Here is a 22,939-nt window from a genome sequence, read left to right on the forward strand (position 1 = left end):
AGCGCGTTTGCCAGGAAGCTGGCCGACCGAGCTGGTGGCGTGGGCGTCGAAAAGCGAATTAGCGGTCGCTCTTGAGGAAAAACGAGCTGACCGCACCGATGAGCATCGCCGCGAGCGGGATGAGCACAGCCCAGCGCACCGACACTGCGATGTCGCCGGAGACGAGCACGGCGCCGACGAGCGCTACGCCGAGCACGCTGCCCACCTGGCGCAACGTGTTGTACAGCCCGGAGGCCGCGCCCGAGTCCTCCTCGGGCACCGAGCGCATCGTGGTCGTGGCATTCGGCGCCCACGTGAACGCGCTGCCCACGCCGAAGACCGCGGCGAGCAGCGCGACCCAGAGCGGGTTCGCACCGGTGCGCACGACGGCGTACGTGGCGAGCAGAGCGATGCTCATCGTGCCGAAGCCGAACACGCACAGCACCTTGGGGCGCATCTTGTCCGACAGCACGCCGGCCACCGGCGTGAGCACGAGCGCGACGATAGACATCGGGGCGGTGAGCAGGCCCGCGCGTGCCGACGACACCTCCATGACGGTTTGCAGCCAGTACATCATCGGGATGAACATCGACGCTGCCGTGAAGCCCAGGGCGGCGACCCCGAGGGTGCCCAGGGCGAAGCTGCTGTCGCGGAACAGCCCGACGGGCAGGAACCCGTGGTCGCGCCCGCTCACGCCGCGCCAGATGATGAGCGCGACGCCGCACAGGCCGAGCACGATGGCGACCACGTTGCCGTACTGAATGCCGTAGATGAGCAAACCCAGGCCGGCGAAGGAGAGCGCGACCGACGCCAGGTCTATCTGCGCGGGCGACGACGGCAGCCGCGGCACCCACGCGAACGCCGCGCACAGCGCGACGACGCCCAGGACAGCTTGGGCGATGAATCCGGCGCGCCACCCGCCGGCGTCGATGATCGCGCCACCGACCACCGGGCCGGTGAGCGAGGCGATGGAACCGATGACGCCCCACGCGGCGAACGCGCGGCCGCGCTTGTGCTGCGGGAAGACGCGGTTGATCATCCCGAAAGCCTGCGGGAGGAAAATCGCGGAGCCGACACCCTGGATGGCGCGCGCGAGGACGAGCCCCCACAGGTGCGAGGAGCCCGCGGCGATCGCGAGCGCCGCGACGTAGATGCTCAGGCCGGTAAGGAAGACGGGGCGTTGCCCGTACTTGTCACCAAGCCGCCCGGTCACCGGCATGGGCACGACGGTGCACAGCAGGTAAACGCTGGTGAGCCAGACCGCGTCGCCGACCTCGTAGGGCAGCCGCGGGGTGATCACCGGCATAAGGCCTTGGTCCACAAGGATGAGGAAGTAGCCCGCGGCGAGCGCCGCGAGCGTCACCCAGGGGTTGGGGCCAGAGTGGGGTGCCACCGAGCGCCCCGCCGACGTCACAGAAGTTGTCACGAAAGGGGTCCTCTCAGGGTCTCGGGGGTTGGGATGGGCGACGCGCTACTTGTCTGCGTCGCGGCCGTCGCGGCCGGTCTCGTAGGCGGCGCCGACGCGGTAGAGGCGCGCGTCCTCGAACGCCGGGGCGATGAGCTGCAGGCCGACCGGCAGACCCGTGTCGTCCGCCTTGCCGGCGGGCACGGACATGCCCGGCAGGCCGGCGAGGTTCAGCGGCAGGGTGAACAGGTCGAAGTTGTACATGGCCAGCGGGTCGTCGACCTTTTCGCCGAGCTTGAAGGCGGTGGACGGCACGGCGGGGGCCGCGATGACGTCGCAAAGCTCGAATGCTCGGGCGAAGTCCTGCGCAATCAGGGTGCGCACGCGCTGCGCCTGCAGGTAGTAGGCGTCGTAGTAGCCCACCGACAGGGCGTAGGTGCCGAGGATGATGCGGCGCTTGACCTCGGAGCCGAAGCCGGCGCCGCGGGAGGCGGCCATGACCTGCTCGGCGGAGTGCTCGCCGTCGTCGCCCTCGCGCAGGCCGTAGCGCATGCCGTCGAAGCGCGCGAGGTTGGAGGACATTTCGGACATCTGGATGATGTAATAGGCGCCCATCACGTCGTCGAAGTGCGGGCAGTCCACCTCCACGATCTCCGCGCCCTGGGCCTCGAGCTGGGCAAAGGCGGCGTCGATGCGCGCGTTGACCCCGTCCTGGGTGCCGGGGCGCTGGAACTGCTTGACCTTGCCCACCTTGACCCCGGTGAGGTCGCCGCTGGCGCCTTCGCGTGCGGCGTCCGCAAGCGGTGCCACCGGGCGGTCCACGCTGGTCGCGTCGAACTCGTCGTGGCCGCCGATGATCTCGTGCAGCAGCGCGGTGTCCAGCACGTTGTTGGCACAGGGGCCGACCTGGTCTAGCGAGGACGCGCAGGCTACGACGCCGTAGCGGGAGACGCCGCCGTAGGTCGGCTTCACGCCGACGGTGCCGGTCAGCGACGCCGGCTGGCGGATCGAGCCGCCCGTGTCCGTGCCGATACCCAGCGGCGCCTGGCCCGCCGCGAGCGCCGCCGCGGTGCCGCCGCCGGAGCCGCCCGGCACGCGCTCGGTGTCGTGCGGGTTGCGGGTGACCTTGTAGGCGGAGTTCTCGGTCGAGGAGCCCATGGCGAACTCGTCCAGGTTCGTCTTGCCCAGGATCGGGATGCCGGCCTCGCGCAAGTGCTTCACGACGGTCGCGTCATACGGGCTCATGTAGCCCTCAAGCATCTTCGACGCGGCGGTCGTCGGCGCGTCGGTGGTCACGAGCAGGTCCTTCAGCGCCAGCGGCACGCCGGCGAGCGGAGACGCGGGCTCCTCCCCCGCCTTGACCTGCGCGTCCACGGCGTCTGCCGCGGTGAGCGCCTCGTCCGCGCCCACGTGCAGGAACGCGCCGAGGGTCTCGTCGGTTTCGGCGATCCGGTCCAAAAACGCCTGGGTGACCTCGCGGGAGGTGACCTCGCCGGCCTGGATCATGCGCGCCAGCTCGTGGGCGGGCGTGGCGATGAGGCCGTCGCTGGGCATGGTGAAGCTGGTGTTCTCGCTCATTTACTCGTCTCCCTCCCCGAGGATCTGCGGCACGACGAAGCGGTCGTCTTCCACCTCCGGCGCCTGGTCCAGCGCCTGCGCCTGCGTCAGTGTCTTCTTCTCAACGTCCGGTCGCATGCCTGCCTCGATGGAGTGCGGGTGACTCATCGGCTCAACGCCCTCGGTGTCCACGCTCTGCACCTTCGAGACAGCGTCAACGATCTGGTCGAGCTGTTGCGAAATCTGATCGAGCTCGTCGTCCTGCAGCGCAACGCGGGCGAGCCGGGCGATGCGGGCGACCTCCTCGCGTGAAATCTCAGCCAAAACGGTTCCAATCTTTTCGTGCTTGAGTTATCTAACGTTATCCAACAAGGTCAGTAAACCGACCCTCATCTTACGTCACGGCCCTCGCTTGCTAACGAGCACCGCCCGCGCCACGCTAGCGCCGCGGGTTCAGCGTGACGGGCAGGCTCGCCCACCCGCCGACCGGGAACTGCTCGCGGCGTCCCGCGTCCGCGGCGACCTCGCCCACGCTAAATGCCCGCAGCAACTCCTCGGTGAGGCACCGCAGCTCTAGCATGGACAGGTACTTGCCCGGGCAGGCGTGGGGGCCGGCTCCCCACACCAGGTTGCTCGGGTGTTCCGGGTCCCGGTTCGCGGCGGTCCAGTGGATCCGCACGCGCTGCCCCTCGTCGAGCTCGACGCCGTCGAGGTCCACAGGGCAGGTGGTCACGCGCCGGTTGCTCACAAAGGGCGAGTCCTGGCGCAGGACCTCGTCGGCGATCGCGGTGAACTCGCGCTCGGACACTCCGCTGCGCAGGCGGTCCTGCAGCGCCGCGTCGTTGCCCAGCGCGTAGAGCAGGACGCCGACGCAGTAGGCCATCGAGCTCAGGTCGCCCGCGGTCCAGTTGCGCAGGACGGAGACCAGCTCGTCGAATTCGAAGTGGCGGCCGATGCTCGTGTCGTTGAGCAGCTGCAGGGTCACGCTCGGCTGGCCGGCGGCGTCTGCAGCCTTCGCAGTCTGCGACTCCTTCGCGGCGTCGACGGCCTCGTGGATCATGGCGTCGAACGCCTCCGCCACCGCGGCGGTGCGCTCGAGCTGGCCCGAGCGGGTGGCGGCGTTGTTCTCCGCGACCCAGTCGACCAGGCGGTCCTCCATGTCTGCGGGCCAGCCCAGCCACGCGAGCATAGCGCGCACGGCGTAGCGAGCGCCGATCGTGGCCACCGCGTCCACCTCTCCCCCGTCAGCGTCCAACTGCGCCCCCTGCACGTCGGCGACGACGCTGCGCGCGGCCTCCCGAAACGCCGGGGCGTAGGGGGTGAGTGCGTCGGGGGTGAGGTAGGCGTCGATAAGCGCTCGGAAGCGCTCGTGCTCCTCCCCATCGAGGCCGTTGGGCAGCTGCATGAAGCGCGAGACCGCGGACGAGAAGCGGGCGGGGTCCTCCGCCACGGCGCGGGCCTGGGTGTTGCCGAGCACGACGACCTCGTTACCGCTGCGCACGATGCGCTCCCCGCGGCTGAGGTGCGCGTCGCCGTACGAGCGTGGTTCGGTGTTGGCGGTGGGGGCGTCTGGAAGCTCGCGTGCGTGCACGGTGCATGGTCCTTTCTGCGTAAAGATTCACCAGCCTATCACCGTTTTCACGGTCAGTTGTACGGGCTGACTGATATAACTAGGTGCATGTCTTACCTTATTCGCGTCTCTCTCCCTGATGTCCCGGGCAGCCTTGGCGAGCTGGCCGCGGCGTTCGGCATGGTCGACGCAAATATCCAATCCGTGGACATCGTGGACAGCGTTGCCGCAGGCAAAACGGGGGATTCGGCGAGCGGCCACGTGACCGACGACATTGTCGTCGAGCTCCCCACCGGCACGATGGTGGACACGCTGATTACTGCCGCGGCCTCGGTGGAGGGCGCGGAGGTGGATTCGATCCGCCCGTTCACGGGGCGCGTGGATCGCCGCGGCCAGATCCAGATGCTGCAGCGCATCGTCGCGGCGTCCGGCGACGAGCAGCGCGCGATGGAGGAACTGGTGGGCGCGATTCCGCGGTCGATGACCTCGTCCTGGGCGGTGGTGCTGCGAGCGACCGACCACGGACTGGACCGCGTCGCCGCGTCGCAGGCGGCGCCGGAGGACGACGGCTCTCACCCCACAATGCAGGACGTGGACGCCGCGCGCATCCTCCTGCCCGACGCGGACACCTGGGTCCCCGAGTCATGGTGGCTGCTCGACACCGCCCTGTCCATCACCCGCCTGCCCGGCACCGAGTTGGTCCTGGTGGTCGGCCGCGTCGGCGGGCCGGACTTCTTGGCCTCCGAGGTCTCGCAAATCGGCGACCTAGGCAGCATCATCGGGGCGATCCTGAGCTAGTTCGCTTATCGACGCCACCGCGCCCCCTTTACAACTTTCTAGATTTTTGGAATTCTAGAAAGTATGAAACACGCATGCTCCCGACCTATTGCCGGTGCCATTGGCGCCGTCACCGCCGCCGCGACGGCTGCCCTCCTGCTCACCTTCGGCCCACAGCGCATCAGCCTGGCTACCACGCACACCGGCGACGCGCAGCTCGCGTCCGCGCTCGAGCGCAGCGCCGCCGCCGAGCCGGGGCACCGCGCGCTCTCGGCGCTGGTGTACGACCAGGGTCGAGTCACGTTCGGCGGCCTCGGCGCCGACGAGCACACCGAGTTTGAGATCGGCTCGGTGACCAAAACGTTCAACGCGGAGCTGGTGCGACAGCTGATCCACGCCAACGAGCTCACCCTTCACACCACCGTCGGCGACATCCTCGGCCCCACCGGCGCACCGATCGATTCAGTCACCGTGGAAGAGCTGCTCAACCACACCGCTGGGCTCCCGCCAATGGGCCGCCTCGGGCTGCCGGACATCCTGAAAGCCAACGTCACCCAGGGCGGCAACGCGTACCGCACCGACTCCCCCGACGACATCCTTGCCGCCGCCCGGACCATGGAGCTCCACGGCCGCGGCGAATACGCATACTCCAACTACGGGCACGCGCTGCTCGGGCAACTGCTCGCGGTGAAAACTGGCACGCCGTACGAAGAACTTGTGCGAACGCGGATCTTCTTGCCTGCGGGCATGGACGAATCGTTCGTGGCGGGCCCCGGCGGGGTGGATACGCACCTGCTCGGGCGCGGCCTGCGCAGTAACGGGCGCGAGGCGGAGCCCTGGGACATGGACGGCTGGGCGCCGGCGGGCGCGATCCGCTCGACCGCGTCCGACATGGCGCGGTTCATCGAGTGGGTCGACGAGCACGGCCGGCCCGACTACGGCTGGGCCACCGCCGATGCATACACCTTCCACAACGGTGGGACCGGTGGGTTTCGCACGATGCTCGTGTGGGACCCGGAAAACCCGCACCGCGCCGTGTTCGTGGCCGGCGACACCGAAGCCTGGGTCGACGACCTAGGCATCAACCTCCTCGACACCACCAAGGAGCTCGCATGATCCTGCTCATCGCATTCGTTATCGCCCTCCTGGCGTGGGAGACGTTCCGCGCCATACGTCGCCCGCAGCGTAGGGGCTTCGCGCTTGTCAACGCCGCCCTCACCGCCCTCGTAGTGTGGTGGATCGCCACCCCACTTGATTGGAACGCTACGCTCCCCATCTGGCTGTGGTGGGCCCTCGCGGTGTGGGCGGCGGTGCTCGTCGGCTTGAGCGCCGCGCGACTCGCTTTACAGCGTTCCACGGTTTTGGAACGCTAGAACGCATGACATCTGCTGATTTCTCCACCGACGCGCGCCTGGACGCCCTCGAGGCGCGCGTCGCGGCGCTCGAAGCCGCGCGCTCCGGTGCGTCGGCAGCGCCCACCGCGGTCCCGCACGGCACCGACCTTCCCGACCTCCCCGCCGCGTTGCGCGCATTGGAAGGCTGCGACGACGGCGCGGTCGCGTTCGGCGGCTCGGTCACCACCCGCAGCGGCACCTACGACTACCAGTGGACCCGGCCGACGGAGGCGGTGACCGAGCACGCCTGGCAGGAACAGATCGAGCGCCTGGCCGCGCTCGCCCACCCCGTGCGCGCCGAGATTCTGCGGCACCTGCTTTCCGGCCCCGCGACCCCGGCCGACCTGGTCGCCGCCGAGGTGGTCACCTCAACAGGGACGGCCTACCACCACCTCAACGCACTGCAGTCCGCGGGGTGGGTTGCCAAGGAGGCCGGCGCGTTTGCCATTCGCCCGGCGCGCGTCGTGCCGCTGATGGCAATCATCATTGCCGCGGAGGCACACTAGCGTGACAGGGCGTCCGGCCCTTCCTCCAGCAGGGTGACGAACTGCTCCTCGTTGAGGATCGGGCGGCCCAGGTCGCGGGCTTTTTGTTCCTTGGACCCGGCGTTCTCCCCGACTACGACAAAGTCGGTCTTCTTGGACACCGAGCCCGACGCCTTGCCGCCACGGGTGAGGATCGCTTCCTTGGCGGAGTCTCGGCTAAAGCCTTCGAGGGTGCCGGTGACGACGACGGTGAGGCCCTCGAGGGTGTGCGGGGTGGCGTCGGCGTCGTGGTCGTCTTCCATGCGTACCCCGGCTTTCGTCCAGGAGTCCACGATGGCCTGGTGCCAGTCCACGGTGAACCAGTCCTTGAAGGATTCGGCGATGATCTGCCCGACGCCATCGGTTTCGGCAAGGTCGGACAAAGGGGCGTCGAGAAGCGCTTGCATGCTCTTGTAGCGGGCGGCGAGCGCGCGGGCGGCGGTGGGGCCGACGTGGCGGATGGACAGGGCGACGAGCACGCGCCAGAAGTCGACCTGCTTGGCGGTTTCGAGGTTGGCCAGCAGTTTCTTGCCGGCGGCGTTGACCTGGCCGTCCTTGCGCGTGTAGGCGTTGGACTTCTTCAGGTCTTCTTCGGTGAGGTCGAAGAGCGCGGCTTCGTCGATGAGCACGCCCGAGGCGATGAGGTCCTGGGCGCCCTTCTCGCCGAGCGCCTCGATGTCGAATGCGCCGCGCGAGGCGAGGTACTCCAGGCGTGCCGACAGCTGCGCCGGGCACGAGCGGGTATTCGGGCAGCGCCAATCCGCGTCGCCCTCCTTCGCCGGGGCGAGTTTCGTGCCGCATACCGGGCAGTCCTGGGGGTAGACAAACTCGCGCTCTGAGCCGTCGCGAAGATCCGCGACCGGCCCGAGCACCTCGGGGATGATCTCGCCGGCCTTACGCACTACGACCGTGTCGCCGATGAGCACTCCCTTGCGCTTGACCTCGTGCTGGTTGTGCAGGGTGGCCATAGACACCGTGGACCCGGAGACGAAGACCGGCTCGAGGACCGCGTACGGGGTCGCGCGCCCGGTACGGCCGACCGAGACCTGGATGTCCTTGAGCGTGGTGGTGACTTCTTCGGGCGGGTACTTGTACGCGATGGCCCAGCGCGGCGCGCGGGAGGTGGAGCCGAGCTGGCGCTGCTGAGCGACGCTATCGACCTTGATCACCAGACCGTCCATCTCGTGGATGGCGTCGTGGCGGTGGTCCGCCCAGTACTTGACCGCGTCCTGGACGTCCTTGGCCGTCTCGGCCCGCTTGGTGTACTCGGAAACCGGCAGGCCCCACTCCGCGAGCTTGAGGTAGGCATCGTGCTGCGTCTCCGGTGCGAAGCCGTCGCGGGCGCCGATGCCGTGGCAGATCATGTGCAGCTTGCGCTTCTTCACATCGTCCGGGTGTTTCTGGCGCAGGCCGCCGGCCGCGGTGTTGCGCGGGTTGGCAAAGGGCTTGCCGCCCTCCTTGATGCGCTGCTCGTTGAGCTCTGGGAAGTCCTCGGGGCGGATGAACACCTCGCCGCGGACCTCCAGCAGCGCGGGGGCGTCGCCGGCAAGCTCGTGCGGGATGTCTTCGATGACGCGGGCGTTGGCAGTGATGTCCTCACCCGTGGTGCCGTCGCCGCGGGTGGCGGCACGCTCGAGGACGCCGTCGCGGTAGACCAGGTCGATGGACAGCCCATCGATCTTCAGCTCGGTGAGGTACGGGCCGGGGGTCTTGCGCAGCCACTCAGCGAGCTCTTCTGCCGAGAACACGTTGTCCAGGCTGTACATGCGCTCCAGGTGCGTCACGTCCGCGAACGCGGAGGACGCGGCCGTGGGCGCGCCGACTTCCTTGGTCGGCGAGTCCGGCACGGCAAGCTCGGGGTGCTCCTCCTCGAGCTCCTGCAGCCTGCGGAACAGGGCGTCGAACTCCGCATCGGAGATGACGGGCTGCCCGTTGTAGTACAGGTCACGGTGGTGACGGACCTCGTCCGCCATCTCGCTCCACGTACGCTGCAGGTCCTCGAGGCGCTCGGGCGACGGTACGTCTGGCTCAGGTGTAGTCATGCCGTTGGATTCTAGTTGCCCGCGGCGCCGACCGGGGTGCGCCGACTCTGTGGCGTGCTGGCTACTCCTGGAAGAGCGCATACACGCGCGAGGTAATGCTTGGGGCGCCCTTGATGTTCGCCGGGCCGACCACGATCACGGCACCGGTGGCGGGCACCTGCGCGAGGTTGTTCAGCACCTCGATCTGGTAGATGTCCTGCTCCAGCACGTACAGCTCGCCGTAGAGGAAGCCGCTTTCCGCCACCGCGACGCCGGGGTCGGTGTCCAGGGTTTCGTGGCCGATGGCTGCAACTCGGCGATCGTCAATAAGCACATGCAGCGCCTCGAGCGACCAGCCGGGGGTGTGCTGCACCCCGTCTTCGTCCAGGTTCACAAACGCGTCGGGGTCCTCCCAGCGCGTGGACCAGCCGCTGGAGAAGGCGACGAAGCTGCCGGGCTCGATCGTGCCGTGCTCGGCCTCGAATGCGGCGATGTCGTCGGCGGTCACGGCGTAGTCCGGGTCAGCCGCTACCTTGTCCTCCAGGTGCAGCACGTTGAGCGGCAGAATCAGCTCATCGACGCCGATGCCGGAGATGAGCCGCTTGCCCGCTGCGAAGTGGCCGGGCGCGTCGACGTGGGTGCCGTAGGGTGTGGCGAAGGTGTACTCCTTGGCCCAGAAGCGGTCCTTTTCGATGGTGCGGACGTCGCGCTCCTGCATCGGCTCGAATGCTGCGAAGCGCGGGATGCCGGAGTGAACCTCGTGGGTGAGGTCGACGCGCTTCGCGCCGAGGATCTGCTGCTGCCAGTCGGTGAGTCGTGCCACGGTGGGCCACCTTTCGTCGGGATGGATCGGGGTGATGTGAGTCAACTATTCGCTACTAGACAGCTCGGTTCAATACTTCCATTCACCGCAACGACTCCCGCGCGTTCGAACGGAAACCCATCCTGTGTTGGGGGCGCGGATACAATGACGGGCATGGCTTCCGCACCCGCCGCTTTTGACGCGTCCCGCATGCTCTCCTTCGACCTCGAAACCACCTCCGTAAACCCGCTCGAGGCTCGCATTGTCACCTCAGCCCTCGTGCGTATCGACGGCCGCGAGGTCACCGCCAACGAGACCCTGGCAGATCCTGGCGTGGAAATCCCCGAGGCTGCTGCCGCAGTCCACGGGATCAGCACGGAAAAGGCGCGCGCCGAGGGCCGCCCCCACGACGAAGTCCTGCGCGAGACCGTCGACGCTATCAAGCAGGCCTGGGACGACGGACTCACGCTCATCGTGTTCAACGCACCGTACGACTTGAGTGTGCTGCGCGCGCTCACCGGCGACTTCACCGTGACCGGCCCTGTGTTTGACCCGCTGCTCATCGACAGGGCACGTGACCGCTATCGCAAGGGCAAGCGCAACCTCGGCGCGCTGTGCGAGCACTACGGGGTGCGCCTGGACAACGCGCACGAAGCGACCTCGGACGCGATGGCGGCGGCGCGTATCGCTTGGAAGCAGGTGCGCAAGGTCTGGCCGGAACTCGCAGAGATGGACACCGATGACCTCATGGAGTACCAGGCGGTGGAGAACTACCGCATCCAGACCGACCTGAAGAAGTGGCTGGAATCACGCGGGCGCGACGCGTCCAACGTGAGCATGGGTTGGCCGATGGTGGGCTAAAGCTCCGCGCGCAGCTTGTCGACGAACTCACGTAGCCCATCGTCATCAGACTCCAAGACGCGTGTCTCCCCGGCCTTCGTCTGTACCACAAAATCACCGTCGGCTAGGTCCACAGACTTGATACCTTCTGCCGGCACCTCTGTGGTTACACCGTCTTCTACCAGTCGAAGCGTTTCCCCATCGAAGTGAGCTTCGCGTTTTTCCGTGAATCCCGAAAACGCAACGAACCACAGCACACCGAGGGCGGTACCCAAAATAAGGTCGTCCAACACCAGACCGAAGACGACAAAGAACATCGCGCCAAAGGTGACGCCGGTCGCGTAGTCGTGGCTTTTCTTGCTCCAGTGCAGCGTCTCGCTCATACCTCCATACTCAGCTCTTCGGCCATCTCGCGGGCCGCGCGATAGTTCGCGCCGGTGCCCACCAACGTCGCTGTGGGCTCGGCGTAGACGTCAAGGCGGGTCTGCGCCGGGTCGATCTGCAGTTCATCGAAGACACGGTAGAGCTCGCGCGGTGCCATGGTCGGAATCGCGATGCGAGTCCCCTGGTCCAGCAGCTTGGCCAGCGCGTCCTTGTCACAGGTGCGCGGGTCGACGGTGATCCACGGGGTGGCGTCGACAAGCTTTGGTGTGTGCAGTAGGTGCTCCCCGAAACGCTGCAAGGTTTCCTGCGGCTCAGGGACGGCCCGGATCATCTCGTAGTCCGTGGTGCCGCGAAGCGTACCGGCGGTGACCTCGGGCAGGAGTGGCTCGTCGAGCTGTAGTACGACGTCGCCGAAGCGGGCTGCGACATCGCGGCGGTGCTCGCCGCACGCTTCAATCAGCGCATCCGTGAGGTCGCGCAGCGCCCCGGGGTCCGAGATCATGCGATGTCCGTTGGGCATCTCGACCTCGGCGGCAAGCGTAAACGGCCCGACCAGCTGCGCCTTGACGGTGTCAACCTTGCCGTGCCAGGCCTCCTCGAGCCCGTCGAGGTCGCGGGCCATGCGGTCGGCGTCACCGCGCTTGCGGGCGGCGACGCGCCAACCGCGCGGACCGCGACCAATCGGGATCCCCAGCAGCGCGGCCGTGCGCCCGATCGCGTCCGCACCCACGCCGCGCTCCGGCAGCTGCGGGATGTGCGGCAGGACCGTTTCCGAAAGCACCACGTCGGCGGCCTGCGCCAAGTCCGTGCCGGGCATCGGCCCGAGTCCAAAGGCGGTCATCGCAGCTCCCCTACGCCGTCGCGCAGATCGTGCCCGAGCCGAGCACCACATCGCCCAGCCCGTCAGGGTCCGGCAGGTAAAGCACCGCTGCCTGGCCGCGCGCCACGCCCTCGAGCGGGGTGTGCAGGTCAAGGGTCATTGAGTCCTCACCGATGCGAGCGGTGCACTTGACGACGCCACCGTGCGCCCGAATCTGCACATTCGCCTCAAACTCGCCCTCCATGGCCGGGTGAAGCACCTTGAGCCGATCCGCGGTGATCTGGTGCACCTTGAGCGCCTCGCGGGGGCCCACGGTCACGGTGCCGGTTGCGGTGTCGACGTCGGTGACGTAGCGCGGTTTGCCGTCGGCAGCCGGCACTCGCAGGTCCAGTCCGCGGCGCTGCCCAATCGTGTACTGGAAGGCACCATCGTGTTCCTTGAGCTCAGTGCCGTTCTGATCCTTGATCAGCCCTGGGCGCATGCCGATGGAGCGGCCGAGGAAGGCCTGCGTATTGCCGTCCGGGATGAAGCAGATGTCGTAGGAATCCGGTTTCGTGGCCGTCGAAAAGCCGTGCATTGCGGCCTCCTCGCGAATCTGTGGCTTCTCCGTATCGCCGACCGGGAAGAGACAGCGGTTGAGCTCATCGCGGGTGAGCACACCGAGGACGTAGGACTGGTCCTTGTTGGGGTCGGTGGAGCGGCGGAGGTTGCCGTCGTCGTCGATAATTGCGTAGTGGCCGGTAGCCACCGCATCGAAGCCGAGGGTGACCGCGCGCTCGAGCAGCGCCGCGAACTTGATCTTCTCGTTGCAGCGCAGGCAAGGGTTCGGGGTCTCGCCGTGCTCGTAGGACCAGACGAAGTTGTCAATCACGTCCTCTTTGAAGCGGTCCGAGAAGTCCCACACGTAAAACGGGATGCCCAGTTTGTCGCACACGCGGCGCGCATCCGCGGAATCCTCCAACGAACAACAGCCGCGGGCCGACTCGCGGGTCTGCTGCGCGTCCTTGGACAGCGCGAGGTGGACGCCGATGACGTCGTGGCCCTGTTCAACCAGGCGCGCAGCCGCCACCGAGCTGTCCACGCCCCCGCTCATCGCTGCTAATACTCGCATGTGGCGGAAGTGTACCCGTCAACAGGAGCAGGGGAAAACCCGTCGGCGCTGGGCCCTCAACGGGCCGGAGGGTCATACCGTGGCATGACGATTCAGCTGCGCGCGTTGGCTAGGTTGAGGGTATGCCACGCACAACTCCCCCGTCGCCGGTTCGTGTGCGAGACGTTGTCATTGCCGTAGCGCTAGCTGCGTGTGCTGCGCTCGGTGCCTTCAGTGCCTCGCAACCCGTCTGGGCAACCGCCATACTCGTCGTGTGGACGGTCGCTGCGCCATTCACGCGGTGGCGGTGGCCGGCCGCGACGGCGCTCACCGCGTTTGTACTGTTGGGTATCCGCGCCTGCGGCACGGAGCTCACCATCGCCGAGATCGTCGTGGCGGTCTTCACCGCGTATATTTCTCGTCGCAACCTGCGCCCCGTGCTTCGCGACGTCGCCGCCACAGCGCTGGTCGTGGGCGATCTCCTCGCGCACTCCCTGGTCTCGCCCGTGCTGCGGAGCATGCCTCTCGACGAGCGCCTCCCCTACCTGGCGTGGAGCGCCACGCTCCTCGTCGCAGCTGGGCTTTTCGGCGAGCTCCGCAGACGCGCGGAGGAGACCGCGGCCCGCGAACTGGAGCAGGCGCTGCAGCAGCAACGGATAGCACTCGAGCACGCCATGTCGGAGGAGCGCGCCTTCCTCGCTCGCGAGATCCACGACGTGGTCACCCACTCGCTGGCCGTGATGGTCGCGCAGGCCGACGGCGGCCGCTATTGCGGGGACGGCGATTCCGCGCTCGCGGCCAAGGACGAGGCGCTACGCACGATCGGCGAGGTCGGCCGGGAGTCGCTCACCCAGATGCGCGAAGTGGTCAAGCTACTCCGCGCGCCAGAAACGCGGCCGGTCGCGCCGTCACCCCACTCGCTTGACCTGGACGAGTTGGTGCGCACGAGCCGACTCGGCGGCCTGGACGTGGACTACACGGAGGCGGGCACCCCGCCTGAGCAACTGCCGCTGGCCACGGCGATCGCGACCCGGCGCATGGTCCAGGAGGCGCTTACGAATGCGCTCAAGCACGGCGACGGCCGGGCATCGCTCGACGTGACGTGGCAGGACGAGCTGGTGGTGATCGAGGTGGTCAACACCATCGCAGCCCCGCCGTCCGGCCCCTCGGACGGTCACGGTTTGCGGGGGATGCGCGAGCGAGCTTCGCTTATCGACGCCACCGTGCACACCGGCCCCGCGCACTCCAACACCGGAGCGCAGCAGTGGGTGACTGAGCTGCGCGTACCCTACACTGCCCCTCACCCGAAGGAACAGGCATGAGCACAATTCACGTCGGCATCGTCGACGACCAGGCGCTCTTCCTCCACGGAATTCGCCGCGTTATCGATTCCCAACCGGACATGTCGGTGCAGTGGCTTGCCGCCAACGGCGCCGAGGCCCTCGAGCAGCGCGAGGCGCGCCCGGTCGACCTGATACTTATGGACGTGCAGATGCCGGTCCTCGACGGCATCGCCGCCACCGCTGAGGTCGCCCGCCGGTTCCCGGCGACGAAGGTGGTCATCTTGACCACGTTCGACGACGAAGACTACGTGGTCAACGCGCTTTCCGCCGGCGCGAGCGGCTTCCTGCTCAAGGACGCACAGCCCGAGGTGCTCCTTGACGCCATCCGCACCGTGGCCGCCGGCGACGCCGTCATTTCTCCGCGAGCCACCAAACGCATCCTCGCGCGATTCTCCCAGCGCCCATCTCCTGCCGAGCACCACGACACCCCACCGCTATCGGACGGGGATCGCGTGGCGCTCGAGGAGCTCACTGCCCGCGAGCGCGAGGTCCTCGTCGCGATCGGCCGCGGCTGGTCGAATGCGGAGATCGCCGAGCGCATGTTCATTTCCATGCCGACGGTGAAGACCCACGTCGGCCGGATCCTGTCCAAGACGCAGTCGCGCGACCGCGTGCACGCGGCGCTGTTTGCCTACCGCACCGGCCTGGTCAGTCGCGCCGATCTGCTCGCTCCCTAAGGTGCGCTCATCCCCGGGTATGATGCGAAAGATGGTACCCCGCTCCGATGTTTTCGCAGCTCCGCGCGGCAAGAGTGGAAGCCATGGACACACCAATCATTTCAACGAAGGGTCTGACTAAGACCTACGGGAAACACGCAGTCGTCGACAAGCTTGATCTCGAAGTGCCCAAGGGCGCGGTACATGGCCTGCTGGGGCCGAACGGCTCGGGCAAGTCGACCACGATGAAGATGCTGCTCGGACTGACCACCCCGACCTCTGGCGAGATCACCGTACTGGGCCGTCCGATGACGCGCGCGACCCGCGGCGAGGTACTCACCGGTATTGGTTCGCTCATCGAGTCGCCCGCCGCGTACCCTCACCTCACCGGCGCCGAGAACATGCGTATTGTCACCCGCCTGTTTAAGGCCGATCCGGCCAACGCGCAGCGCGCGGTGCGACTCGTGCGCCTTGAACAGCACATGGACAAGCAGGTCAAGCACTATTCGCTCGGGATGAAGCAGCGCCTCGGGATCGCCATCGCGCTTGTGCGCGACCCGCAGCTGCTCATTCTGGACGAGCCCACCAACGGCCTTGACCCAGCCGGCATCGAGGAGATCCGCGAGCTCATCATCAGCCTCGCACGCGACGAGGGCCGCACCGTCCTCGTCTCAAGCCACCTCCTCTCCGAGATTGAGAAGATGTCCACCAGCCTAAGCATCATCAACCAGGGCAAGCTCGTCTTTCAGGGCTCGCAGCAGCAGCTTTTCGACGCACACCTCCCCGACCTCTTCATCCAAACCCCAGCAGCCGACGCGGCCGCGGAGGTCCTGCGGGCATCGCGCCCCCGCACCGTGCCCGGCGGAGTGGAGCTGACCGGGCTTGCCGACGACGACGTCGCCGCCGCGTGCGCGCAGCTTGTCAGCCACGGCGTGCCGATCCACCAGGTGGTGCGCAAGCGCCGCAGCCTCGAAGAGATCTTCATTGGTATGACGGGGCGAGAGGGGCTCAGCGCATGAGCATCGAATTGTTAAAACTGCGCCGCACACATGTCCTTCTGCTGGGCGGGGCGCTCTCGCTCGGCATCGTTTTGATAGCAAACATGAACGTCTTTGCCGGCGATCAGATCGAGCAATTCACCTCCGACCCGCACGACTCCTGGGCCGGCCACCTCATCGGCGTCGCGATCGCGCTCGCATTCCTCACGCCCTTGCAGGCCGCGATCATTGCCAGCCGCACCGTGGACAACGAGCACGCCAACGGCGGGTGGCTGCTCAACGCCGTGGCCGGCATTCGGCAGGGCACGCTCTTGCGCCGCAAGCTTCGCGTTGTCGCACCGCTGGTTGTCGCGCTGAAGCTTATAGAAATCGGCGCAAGTGTCGCCTTGCCCGCTGCCATGGGAGCACCGCTCCCCGCGGGCTCGGTCGCAACCGCCTGGGTGGCATACGGCGCCGCGGCGGTGGTGACCAGCCTTGCCATCACGTGCATCATGCTCGTCCTCGCCGCCGTGACGGATTCCCAGATTGGCGTGCTCACCTTGGGGGTGGTGGGCGGTTTCCTCGGGATCGCCTCGCTGCTCTCGCCCGCCTGGCTCGCCGCGATCAACCCGTTCGGCTACTTCGCGGTGGTACTTCCCTACACCTTTGCTGACGACGGCATCGCCCTCACCCAACCCCATTGGGTGTTGTGGCTCGCCTACGTCATCTGCCTTGCCGTCGCCTTCGCCGTGGCGACCCGGTACCTCAACAGGAAGGAAATTTAGCCATGGACCTGCTTGTCAATGACCTTGCCAAGCTCCGCCGCACCCACATTGCTGCGGTGCTGTGCGGTGTCCCACTCATCGCGGTCGCGTTCGGCGTGGCCAACCACGCTGCAAACTCCGAAACACTGAGCGCGGGGTGGCAAAGCTACTGGTCGCAAGCCACCCTGTTCTACGGCATGCTCTTCATGGTGGTGGGCATTGCCATCATCGCCGCAGCGGCCTGGCGCGTCGAGCACCGCGGCGGGAACTGGCACACGCTGCTTACTTCCTCCCGGTCCGCGGGCGTCATCACCGCCGCGAAGCTGGGGGCGATCGCCACCCTCACGCTGCTCATGCAGCTCATCTTCATCGTGTGCAGTCTTGCCGGCGGGTGGATGAGCGGACTCAGCGGCATGCCGCCGTGGACGCTGCCCGCGTCGTCGCTCATTGCGGTGCTCCCGGCGGTGGCGGTCGCGGCGTGGCAAAGCTTTTTGTCCATGGTCATCCGCAACTTTGCTATGCCGATCGCGCTCGGCGCGGTCACGGGCGTCATTTCCTTCGGGTCGACCGCTGCCAGGGCACACGCGATGCAGTTCGTGCTCCCGCCCGTCGGATTGTCCAAGGCGCTGTGGATGGGCAGCTCTGCTGTCGCGGACGCCAACGCACTCGACCCGAAAACGGTCGCCAGCATCGTCCTCACAGCCGCGGTACTCGCCGTGGCAGGGTGGCTCGCGTCAACGATGTACCTGCGCCGCGTCGACGTGAACGCTTAAGTCCCCGGGGCTGCCGGGTACCCTGCCAGGCATGGCTGCGAAACAGGAGACGTACCAGATCGACACCGGCGAGGCCGAGGTCCACCACGAGCCTGACGGGTCGATGGTGCTGCTGGTCAACGGGGTCCCCAGCTCGCACATCGTCCCCGGCGAGCCGCAGCGCCTGGATTTTGAGTACATGCGCTGGATCGCGGACTTCCTGGACTCGGTCCAGCGCAGCGGCGGGAGCGACCAGGCCCGCTGGCCCAAGCCTCGCCTGACGCATTTGGGCGGCGCGGCCTGCTCGCTGCCGCGGTACTTCGCGGATGCGTGGCCGGGTTCGCGCAACACCGTCGTGGAAATCGACGGCAGGCTCGCCGAGCTCGCGCGCGAGCTGTTCGACGTCCCCCGCGCCCCGGCCGTGAAGATCCGGGTGGGCGATGCGCGCGATGTCACCGACTCGTTCAAGCCAGCGACCCGGGACGTCATCATCCGCGACGTGTTCGCCAACGCCGTGACTCCGCGGGAGCTGACGACGGTGGAGTTTTATGGGAGCGTGTGGGCGTCGATAAGCGAAACCGGCGTCTACGTGGCCAACTGTGGCTCGCGCGCGGATCTCAAGGAGGCCAAGGAGGAGCTGGCCGGTATGTTCGAGGTGTTCCCGCACGTTGCGGCGATCGCGGACCCGCCGATGCTCAAGGGGCGGCGCTACGGCAATATCGTGCTCATCGGCGCCAACACCCCCATCGAGGCGAGCCCGCAGCTCACGCGCAACCTGCTCAAGGGCGCGGTGCCGGCACAGTTCAAGGGCGAGCAGTGGGCACGGAGCTTAGCGACGACTCCGCGCCACGATCCCGCGCCGACGCCTCCTGCCGGCGAGTGAGGAACTCCCGCGGCTACTTGGTGGCGTTATCCAACAGGATGAGCAGGTCGCCGACCTGGTAGTCGCCGATCATCATGTTGCGCAGGTCATCGACCGGCAGCTCGCCGTTGGCGGCGAGCTTGGCCACCAGGTCGGCGATGTTGCGTGCGTCCTCGTCACTGAAACCCGCCTCGTCGGCGGCCTCGGCGAGCCCGGCGATGCCGAGGGCGCCGCCCGCCAGCGCGAGGATCGCGACGACCAGCGCGGTGTTGTCCTGCTCCAGGACCTGCAGCTCGCCGGAGTCTGGCGCCTGGAACTGCTCGAGCAGGCCGCCGGCTGCGTCCAGGTTGCCGCCCGCGAACGCGTTGTACTGGCCGTCGGTGCCGTTGAACAGGTTCATGTCCACCGGGGTGTTGATGCCGGCGACGCGGCCGGAATCGGAGCGCTGCCAGAAGCTCAGCGTGCGCCAGCCGCCGACAGGGGCCGGTGGCTGGTTCTGGTACGCGGCCAACCACAGCGGGTAGTTGGTGAACGCGTTGGTGTTGTTCATGCGCTCGTACCAGAAGTAACGGTAGGTGTACACCATCGGCTTGCGGCCGGTGCGCGCTTCAACCTCACCCAGGAAGAGCTGGGTCCAGGCTGCGAGCTGGACTGGGCCAAGTCCCTCGTCGACCTCCAGGTCCAGCACCGGCGGCAGGTCGGTCTTCGGGCCCGCGTTGATGACGTCGGCGAAGTAGCGGGCCTGTGCCAGCGCGTCCTCGGCGGGCCGTGCGTAGTGGTACGCGCCGGCCTGCATGCCCGCATCCGCGGCGGCCTGGGCGTCCTGGTCGTAGAAGTCATTTTTGAATCCGACGCCCTCGGTGGCCTTGATGAAGGCGAACTTCTGACCGCCCGGGCCAGAAACGGTCTTCCAATCAATCGGGCCACCGCCCGGGTGCTGGTGTCCGGCAACGTCGACGCCGGAGATCAAGCCGGGTAGCGACTGCGCGTCCGCGGTCTTCTGACCGAACGGGCTCACGACGAGCAAGGTGAACACCATCGCGGCGGAGACCACTGCGGCAATGAGGGCTTTGGGGTGGCTGAGCAGGGCGTGCGGGCGCGAAGCGCGCGCAGGTGAAAGCGTCCAGGGTGCGTGCATACCCGGCACTCTAGCGCACTCAAGTCACAACTTTCACACGAGACACACCATTGGAGGCGGAAAGTTTGGGAGCAACAGAGGCGTCGACAAGCGCCCGCCCCTTACAGCGAGCCAGCCGCGCGGGCGCGCTCGATAACCTCGGCGATGTGGGCCACGAATGTATCGATGTCCTCCTCGGTGGTGGTTCGCCCCAGCGTGAGGCGCAGCGCGCCCATGCCATCGCGAGCGTCCACCCCCATGGCATCGAGCACGTGCGAGACGCGGTGCACGCCCGCCGAGCAGGCCGAGCCCGCCGACGCCTCGACGCCGAGCGAGTCCAGCAGCATGAGCATGGACTCCGCCTCCGCCCCCGGGAAGAGCAGGTGCGCGTGGCCGGCCAGGCGGGGTTCGGTCGCGGTCACCTTCGTCCCCGGGACCGCGGCGACGACACGCTCGATGAGCCGGTCGCGCAGGCCCGCGATCCGCGCGTTCTCCGCCTCGCGCTCGTCCAGCGCTTCGCGCAAGGCAGCCGCGGTGGCCGCCGCCGCGGCGACGTCGACGGTGCCGGGGCGCAGCCCTCGCTCCTGGCCGCCGCCGAGCACCACCGGCAGAGGGACCGGGGAACGCTTGGCCAGCAGGATGCCGGAGCCGCGAGGTCCGCCGAACTTGTGTGCGCTGGCGGCCAGCGTCGTCGCTCCCGACGCGTGGAAGTCCACCTCCACCTTGCCCACCGCCTGCACCGCGTCGACGTGCAACGGCGTGCCGGCGGCGTTCGCGCGCTCGGCGGCCTCGCGGACCGGCTGGATCGCGCCAGTCTCGTTGTTTGCCCACATGAGCGTCGCCACCGCGGCGGGATCGTCGAGCGCCGAAAGGTCGCGGACGTGGCCACCCCGGTCTGGCTCCAGCCACGCCACCTCTGCCCCTTCGGTCTGTGCCAATGACTTGACCGTCTCCAGGACCGCGGAGTGCTCGATCGTGCTCGCGACGACCCGGCGCGGCGCCCCCTGCTTCGTCCGGGCACGGTAAAGGCCGCGCACCGCGATATTGTCCGCCTCGGTGCCGGAACCAGTGAACACCACTTCGACCGGGTCCGCACCAAGCAGCTCAGCGATGTCCTCGCGTGCCTGCGCGAGAACAGCGTTTGCCGCGCGGCCGGAGCCGTACTGCCCGCCTGGGTTGACGGCGTGTGCGTGTTCCACCCAGGCGTCGATAGCCACTTGCCGCATGGGGGTTGTTGCTGCGTGATCCAGATACACCATGCCGCTCATCGTAGCCGCCTCCTACGGTGCCGGGCGGTGCTCCCTCGCGTCGCAGATATAGGCGAGTGCGTCGTCGCCAACCCGGGCCACAATCACCGCCCGCTGGTGTGCGCCCTTCAGCTTGAGCTTCTTGCGCAGCGCATCGGGATCCACGCCCACGCCGCGCACGAGGATCTCTACCGCCCCGGCGTCGTGGGCGCGGAGGGCCGCCTTCAGCTTCTTCAGCTGCACCACCTCGCGCAGGCGGAACCCGCTGTACCCCGGAGGTACGTCCCGACCGGTCAGAAACGCGATGTGCGGATCGAGCATCCAGAGTCCGTGACGGCGTGCCCACTCCTGCACCAGCCCGGCGCGGATGACGGCGCCGTCGGGTTCGACGATCCATTCCCCCGGCCCTTCGGCGCGGTGATCCCCCTCGCCCACGACGTCGCCCGCGCCGCGCACCACGTCCACGAACCCGTCGGCGCGGAGCACGACTGCCTCGCGCCCGGCGCCAATGCCGGGCGTGTAGAGGCAGGTTTCCTTCACCCCGCCGTCGAGCGAGACGACACTGACCAGACCGTCCCACTCCGAGTAATCAATGCCCGGCGCGCACTTGATTGCCAGCTCCGAACTCCGGTAGGCGTCCACGAGCGCAGGCAGGGGCGGCTCGAGGTCGGCGGGGTCTGTGATGCGACGCCCGTTCTTGCGCCGCGCCGGGTCCGCAACAACCACGCCCCTTGTCACCGGCGCGGACACCGGGTGCAGCGCGTCGGCGCGGACGAGCCAGGCGTCGCGGCCGAGGTTGTAACGCGCCATGCGCAGCCGCGCCGCGTCCAAGTCGGAGCCCAGCCAGGTGAGCCCCGCGTCCACCATGTGTGGGGCCTCGGAACCCACCGAGCACGTCACGTCGTGCACGAGCGTCGCGCCCGCGCCGGCGAGCGTGCGCGCGCGGTGCGCGGCCACGAGCGCCGGCGTCGCCTGCTGCGCGGCGTCGGAGTCGGTGAGCCACCAGCCGGGGAACTTCCCGTCCGCCTGCCGCTGCGCGGCGATGAGCGCGGACACGGCGCGGGCGTGCTGCCCAAACTCCGCGTCGAGCCGCGCCCGGTCCGCGAACACGCTCGCCTTCGTCAGCGCGATCTCCGGGGCGAGCGCCTCGATCCGCGCGGCGTGCTCCGCCAGGTAGGCGACCTCACTCGGGCTGAATGCCATAGCGGCCTCCGATCCGGTCCTTGGGTTTGAACGTGAAAAACTCGGCGAAGCGCTCGTCGTCCACCGGGTCGCCGATCACCGGCGTGATGGTCGCGTGCTTCGCCGCGGCCAAGACCTCGTCGACGGTTCCGTACTGCTCGATGAGCCGCAGCTGCGCCCAGGTCGCGGGGGCGAAGCGGACCAGCCCGTGGCGCCAGCCCTCCAGCAGAAGGGAGGGCGGGAACCAGTTCGCGTCGTCTGCTTCCCCCGTGTTGCCGTCCGGTTCCTGCCCCGTCGGGTTGGCCGCGATGAAGCTGAACGTGTCGAACCAGTCGCCGCGAGCGGATTGGCCCACCCAGCGCGCGAACGGTTTGAGCAGGTCGGCGCACACGTTGAGGTCGTTGTCGCGCAGCACGTCCGTCAGCGAGATTTCGTGCGACTCCAGTTGGAGGCGCTGGTGGTGGAACGGGCGGGCGTCGGCAAGCAGCTGCCCCTCCTCGTCGACGGCGAGCAACGTGCCGGATTCTTCGAAGAGCTCGCGCACCGCCGCGAACACCAGCGCGTGTGCCTTGTACTTGGTCACGCCGAGCTGGCGGGCCATGGAGATCGCGCTGCGGCCGAGCCACAGGTCGCCGTCGTTCCACGAGCGGCCCGGAAAGTCGCGGCTGTCCACCCCGCCGCCGGGAAACACCGTTACCCCGGGGTAGTTCTTCATGCTCAGCACGCGTTCCTGCATCCAAACTTCCAGGCCGCCGGCGGTGTCGCGCAGCAGGATCACGGTGGCGGACATGCGCGCACCATGGAACCCGCTGACCTCGGTGACGTCGATCTCGTCGCCGCGGTCGGCGGAGAACGCCCCCACGCTGCGCTGCATGC

The 22,939-nt window shown here is 67.9% G+C and carries 24 protein-coding genes; 11 read left to right on the top strand and 13 right to left on the bottom strand.

What is annotated here, in order from left to right; genetic code table 11:
- Positions 1-58 precede the first annotated feature (58 nt).
- The 4 genes from FPP74_RS02410 to FPP74_RS02425 all read right to left on the bottom strand — a co-directional run bounded on the left by FPP74_RS02410 (position 59) and on the right by FPP74_RS02425 (position 4,532).
- Complete coding sequence (locus tag FPP74_RS02410; protein WP_255456039.1) at positions 59-1,405, bottom strand: MFS transporter; 1,347 nt, start codon at positions 1,403-1,405, stop codon at positions 59-61.
- 45 nt (positions 1,406-1,450) lie between these two features.
- Positions 1,451-2,962 (bottom strand): Asp-tRNA(Asn)/Glu-tRNA(Gln) amidotransferase subunit GatA, encoded by a 1,512-nt coding sequence (gatA, locus tag FPP74_RS02415; protein ID WP_144717047.1) that lies wholly within the window; start codon positions 2,960-2,962, stop codon positions 1,451-1,453.
- Complete coding sequence (gene gatC / locus FPP74_RS02420) at positions 2,963-3,265, bottom strand: Asp-tRNA(Asn)/Glu-tRNA(Gln) amidotransferase subunit GatC (RefSeq protein ID WP_095276076.1); 303 nt, start codon at positions 3,263-3,265, stop codon at positions 2,963-2,965.
- Positions 3,266-3,380: 115 nt separating this feature from the next.
- Positions 3,381-4,532: a cytochrome P450 gene (locus tag FPP74_RS02425; protein WP_144717048.1), complete on the bottom strand. Its 1,152-nt coding sequence runs from the start codon at positions 4,530-4,532 to the stop codon at positions 3,381-3,383.
- 87 nt (positions 4,533-4,619) lie between these two features.
- Between FPP74_RS02425 and FPP74_RS02430 the strand changes: the two genes are divergently transcribed.
- The 4 genes from FPP74_RS02430 (at position 4,620) to FPP74_RS02445 (ending at position 7,188) form a co-directional block, all read left to right on the top strand.
- Positions 4,620-5,309, top strand: coding sequence for an amino acid-binding ACT domain protein (locus FPP74_RS02430; RefSeq protein WP_095548277.1), 690 nt, complete (start codon positions 4,620-4,622; stop codon positions 5,307-5,309).
- A 63-nt stretch (positions 5,310-5,372) separates the two neighbouring features.
- Complete coding sequence (locus FPP74_RS02435; protein ID WP_144717049.1) at positions 5,373-6,404, top strand: serine hydrolase; 1,032 nt, start codon at positions 5,373-5,375, stop codon at positions 6,402-6,404.
- Entirely contained in the window at positions 6,401-6,661 is a 261-nt protein-coding gene (locus tag FPP74_RS02440; protein WP_144717050.1) for a hypothetical protein, read from the top strand. Before FPP74_RS02435 ends, FPP74_RS02440 begins: the two co-directional genes overlap by 4 nt.
- Positions 6,662-6,666: 5 nt before the next feature.
- Entirely contained in the window at positions 6,667-7,188 is a 522-nt protein-coding gene (locus FPP74_RS02445; protein WP_144717051.1) for a winged helix-turn-helix domain-containing protein, read from the top strand.
- Here FPP74_RS02445 and ligA read toward each other — a convergent pair.
- Positions 7,185-9,248, bottom strand: coding sequence for an NAD-dependent DNA ligase LigA (gene ligA, locus FPP74_RS02450; protein WP_144717052.1), 2,064 nt, complete (start codon positions 9,246-9,248; stop codon positions 7,185-7,187). The two genes, FPP74_RS02445 and ligA, sit on opposite strands and share 4 nt — an antisense overlap.
- Before the next feature lie 61 nt (positions 9,249-9,309).
- The gene (locus FPP74_RS02455; protein WP_144717053.1) at positions 9,310-10,050 is read right to left on the bottom strand and encodes a cyclase family protein; all 741 of its coding nucleotides are present in this window, start codon (positions 10,048-10,050) and stop codon (positions 9,310-9,312) included.
- A gap of 144 nt (positions 10,051-10,194) precedes the next feature.
- On the opposite strand from FPP74_RS02455, the gene FPP74_RS02460 reads away from it, so the two are divergent.
- On the top strand, positions 10,195-10,890 hold the full coding sequence (locus FPP74_RS02460) for a 3'-5' exonuclease (RefSeq protein ID WP_186439361.1): 696 nt from the start codon (positions 10,195-10,197) through the stop codon (positions 10,888-10,890).
- Here FPP74_RS02460 and FPP74_RS02465 read toward each other — a convergent pair.
- From FPP74_RS02465 to mnmA, 3 genes are read right to left on the bottom strand one after another with little or no spacing between them, the layout of a single operon-like run.
- Entirely contained in the window at positions 10,887-11,252 is a 366-nt protein-coding gene (locus FPP74_RS02465; RefSeq protein ID WP_144717055.1) for a hypothetical protein, read from the bottom strand. The two genes, FPP74_RS02460 and FPP74_RS02465, sit on opposite strands and share 4 nt — an antisense overlap.
- Positions 11,249-12,094 (bottom strand): methionine synthase, encoded by an 846-nt coding sequence (locus FPP74_RS02470; RefSeq protein ID WP_144717056.1) that lies wholly within the window; start codon positions 12,092-12,094, stop codon positions 11,249-11,251. Before FPP74_RS02470 ends, FPP74_RS02465 begins: the two co-directional genes overlap by 4 nt.
- 10 nt (positions 12,095-12,104) lie before the next feature.
- Complete coding sequence (gene mnmA / locus FPP74_RS02475; protein WP_144717057.1) at positions 12,105-13,184, bottom strand: tRNA 2-thiouridine(34) synthase MnmA; 1,080 nt, start codon at positions 13,182-13,184, stop codon at positions 12,105-12,107.
- Positions 13,185-13,435: 251 nt separating this feature from the next.
- Between mnmA and FPP74_RS02480 the strand changes: the two genes are divergently transcribed.
- From FPP74_RS02480 to FPP74_RS02505, 6 genes are all read left to right on the top strand, one after another.
- Positions 13,436-14,485 carry a sensor histidine kinase gene (locus tag FPP74_RS02480; RefSeq protein WP_186439362.1) on the top strand — a complete coding sequence of 350 codons (1,050 nt, stop codon included), beginning with the start codon at positions 13,436-13,438 and terminating at the stop codon, positions 14,483-14,485.
- Positions 14,482-15,183 (top strand): response regulator transcription factor, encoded by a 702-nt coding sequence (locus tag FPP74_RS02485; protein ID WP_186439363.1) that lies wholly within the window; start codon positions 14,482-14,484, stop codon positions 15,181-15,183. The genes FPP74_RS02480 and FPP74_RS02485 overlap by 4 nt, the downstream gene beginning before the upstream one ends.
- An 83-nt stretch (positions 15,184-15,266) precedes the next feature.
- Entirely contained in the window at positions 15,267-16,181 is a 915-nt protein-coding gene (locus FPP74_RS02490) for an ABC transporter ATP-binding protein (protein ID WP_144717059.1), read from the top strand.
- Positions 16,178-16,924: an ABC transporter permease gene (locus FPP74_RS02495; RefSeq protein WP_144717060.1), complete on the top strand. Its 747-nt coding sequence runs from the start codon at positions 16,178-16,180 to the stop codon at positions 16,922-16,924. The genes FPP74_RS02490 and FPP74_RS02495 overlap by 4 nt, the downstream gene beginning before the upstream one ends.
- 2 nt (positions 16,925-16,926) lie before the next feature.
- Positions 16,927-17,676: an ABC transporter permease gene (locus tag FPP74_RS02500; RefSeq protein ID WP_144717061.1), complete on the top strand. Its 750-nt coding sequence runs from the start codon at positions 16,927-16,929 to the stop codon at positions 17,674-17,676.
- Positions 17,677-17,707: 31 nt separating this feature from the next.
- Entirely contained in the window at positions 17,708-18,538 is an 831-nt protein-coding gene (locus FPP74_RS02505; RefSeq protein ID WP_144717062.1) for a spermidine synthase, read from the top strand.
- A gap of 13 nt (positions 18,539-18,551) precedes the next feature.
- Here the strand turns inward: FPP74_RS02505 and FPP74_RS02510 are convergent, their stop codons facing one another.
- The 4 genes from FPP74_RS02510 to FPP74_RS02525 form a co-directional block, all read right to left on the bottom strand.
- Entirely contained in the window at positions 18,552-19,655 is a 1,104-nt protein-coding gene (locus FPP74_RS02510; protein ID WP_240510581.1) for a glycoside hydrolase family 25 protein, read from the bottom strand.
- A gap of 101 nt (positions 19,656-19,756) precedes the next feature.
- Positions 19,757-20,893 (bottom strand): cysteine desulfurase family protein, encoded by a 1,137-nt coding sequence (locus FPP74_RS02515; RefSeq protein ID WP_144717063.1) that lies wholly within the window; start codon positions 20,891-20,893, stop codon positions 19,757-19,759.
- Positions 20,894-20,914: 21 nt separating this feature from the next.
- Positions 20,915-22,084 (bottom strand): SAM-dependent methyltransferase, encoded by a 1,170-nt coding sequence (locus FPP74_RS02520; RefSeq protein ID WP_144717064.1) that lies wholly within the window; start codon positions 22,082-22,084, stop codon positions 20,915-20,917.
- Positions 22,065-22,937, bottom strand: a complete 873-nt coding sequence (locus FPP74_RS02525; RefSeq protein WP_095535046.1) for an NUDIX domain-containing protein — start codon at positions 22,935-22,937, stop codon at positions 22,065-22,067. Before FPP74_RS02525 ends, FPP74_RS02520 begins: the two co-directional genes overlap by 20 nt.
- Positions 22,938-22,939: the final 2 nt, after the last annotated feature.

This window comes from Corynebacterium sp. NML180780, from assembly GCF_007786415.1.
Classification (GTDB): Bacteria; Actinomycetota; Actinomycetes; order Mycobacteriales; family Mycobacteriaceae; genus Corynebacterium; species Corynebacterium gottingense.

What these genes read in the sequence shown, in the direction of transcription:
- FPP74_RS02430 (WP_095548277.1), top strand. Translation starts at nt 4,620, where the DNA reads ATGTCTTACCTTATTCGCGTCTCTCTCCCTGATGTCCCGGGCAGCCTT.
- FPP74_RS02445 (WP_144717051.1), top strand. Translation starts at nt 6,667, where the DNA reads ATGACATCTGCTGATTTCTCCACCGACGCGCGCCTGGACGCCCTCGAG.
- FPP74_RS02520 (WP_144717064.1), bottom strand. Translation starts at nt 22,084, where the DNA reads ATGGCATTCAGCCCGAGTGAGGTCGCCTACCTGGCGGAGCACGCCGCG.
- mnmA (WP_144717057.1), bottom strand. Translation starts at nt 13,184, where the DNA reads ATGCGAGTATTAGCAGCGATGAGCGGGGGCGTGGACAGCTCGGTGGCG.
- FPP74_RS02500 (WP_144717061.1), top strand. Translation starts at nt 16,927, where the DNA reads ATGGACCTGCTTGTCAATGACCTTGCCAAGCTCCGCCGCACCCACATT.
- FPP74_RS02485 (WP_186439363.1), top strand. Translation starts at nt 14,482, where the DNA reads ATGAGCACAATTCACGTCGGCATCGTCGACGACCAGGCGCTCTTCCTC.
- FPP74_RS02495 (WP_144717060.1), top strand. Translation starts at nt 16,178, where the DNA reads ATGAGCATCGAATTGTTAAAACTGCGCCGCACACATGTCCTTCTGCTG.
- FPP74_RS02515 (WP_144717063.1), bottom strand. Translation starts at nt 20,893, where the DNA reads ATGGTGTATCTGGATCACGCAGCAACAACCCCCATGCGGCAAGTGGCT.
- gatA (WP_144717047.1), bottom strand. Translation starts at nt 2,962, where the DNA reads ATGAGCGAGAACACCAGCTTCACCATGCCCAGCGACGGCCTCATCGCC.
- FPP74_RS02505 (WP_144717062.1), top strand. Translation starts at nt 17,708, where the DNA reads ATGGCTGCGAAACAGGAGACGTACCAGATCGACACCGGCGAGGCCGAG.
- FPP74_RS02440 (WP_144717050.1), top strand. Translation starts at nt 6,401, where the DNA reads ATGATCCTGCTCATCGCATTCGTTATCGCCCTCCTGGCGTGGGAGACG.
- FPP74_RS02460 (WP_186439361.1), top strand. Translation starts at nt 10,195, where the DNA reads ATGACGGGCATGGCTTCCGCACCCGCCGCTTTTGACGCGTCCCGCATG.
- FPP74_RS02525 (WP_095535046.1), bottom strand. Translation starts at nt 22,937, where the DNA reads ATGCAGCGCAGCGTGGGGGCGTTCTCCGCCGACCGCGGCGACGAGATC.
- FPP74_RS02465 (WP_144717055.1), bottom strand. Translation starts at nt 11,252, where the DNA reads ATGAGCGAGACGCTGCACTGGAGCAAGAAAAGCCACGACTACGCGACC.
- FPP74_RS02510 (WP_240510581.1), bottom strand. Translation starts at nt 19,655, where the DNA reads ATGCACGCACCCTGGACGCTTTCACCTGCGCGCGCTTCGCGCCCGCAC.
- ligA (WP_144717052.1), bottom strand. Translation starts at nt 9,248, where the DNA reads ATGACTACACCTGAGCCAGACGTACCGTCGCCCGAGCGCCTCGAGGAC.
- FPP74_RS02470 (WP_144717056.1), bottom strand. Translation starts at nt 12,094, where the DNA reads ATGACCGCCTTTGGACTCGGGCCGATGCCCGGCACGGACTTGGCGCAG.
- FPP74_RS02435 (WP_144717049.1), top strand. Translation starts at nt 5,373, where the DNA reads ATGAAACACGCATGCTCCCGACCTATTGCCGGTGCCATTGGCGCCGTC.
- FPP74_RS02490 (WP_144717059.1), top strand. Translation starts at nt 15,267, where the DNA reads ATGGACACACCAATCATTTCAACGAAGGGTCTGACTAAGACCTACGGG.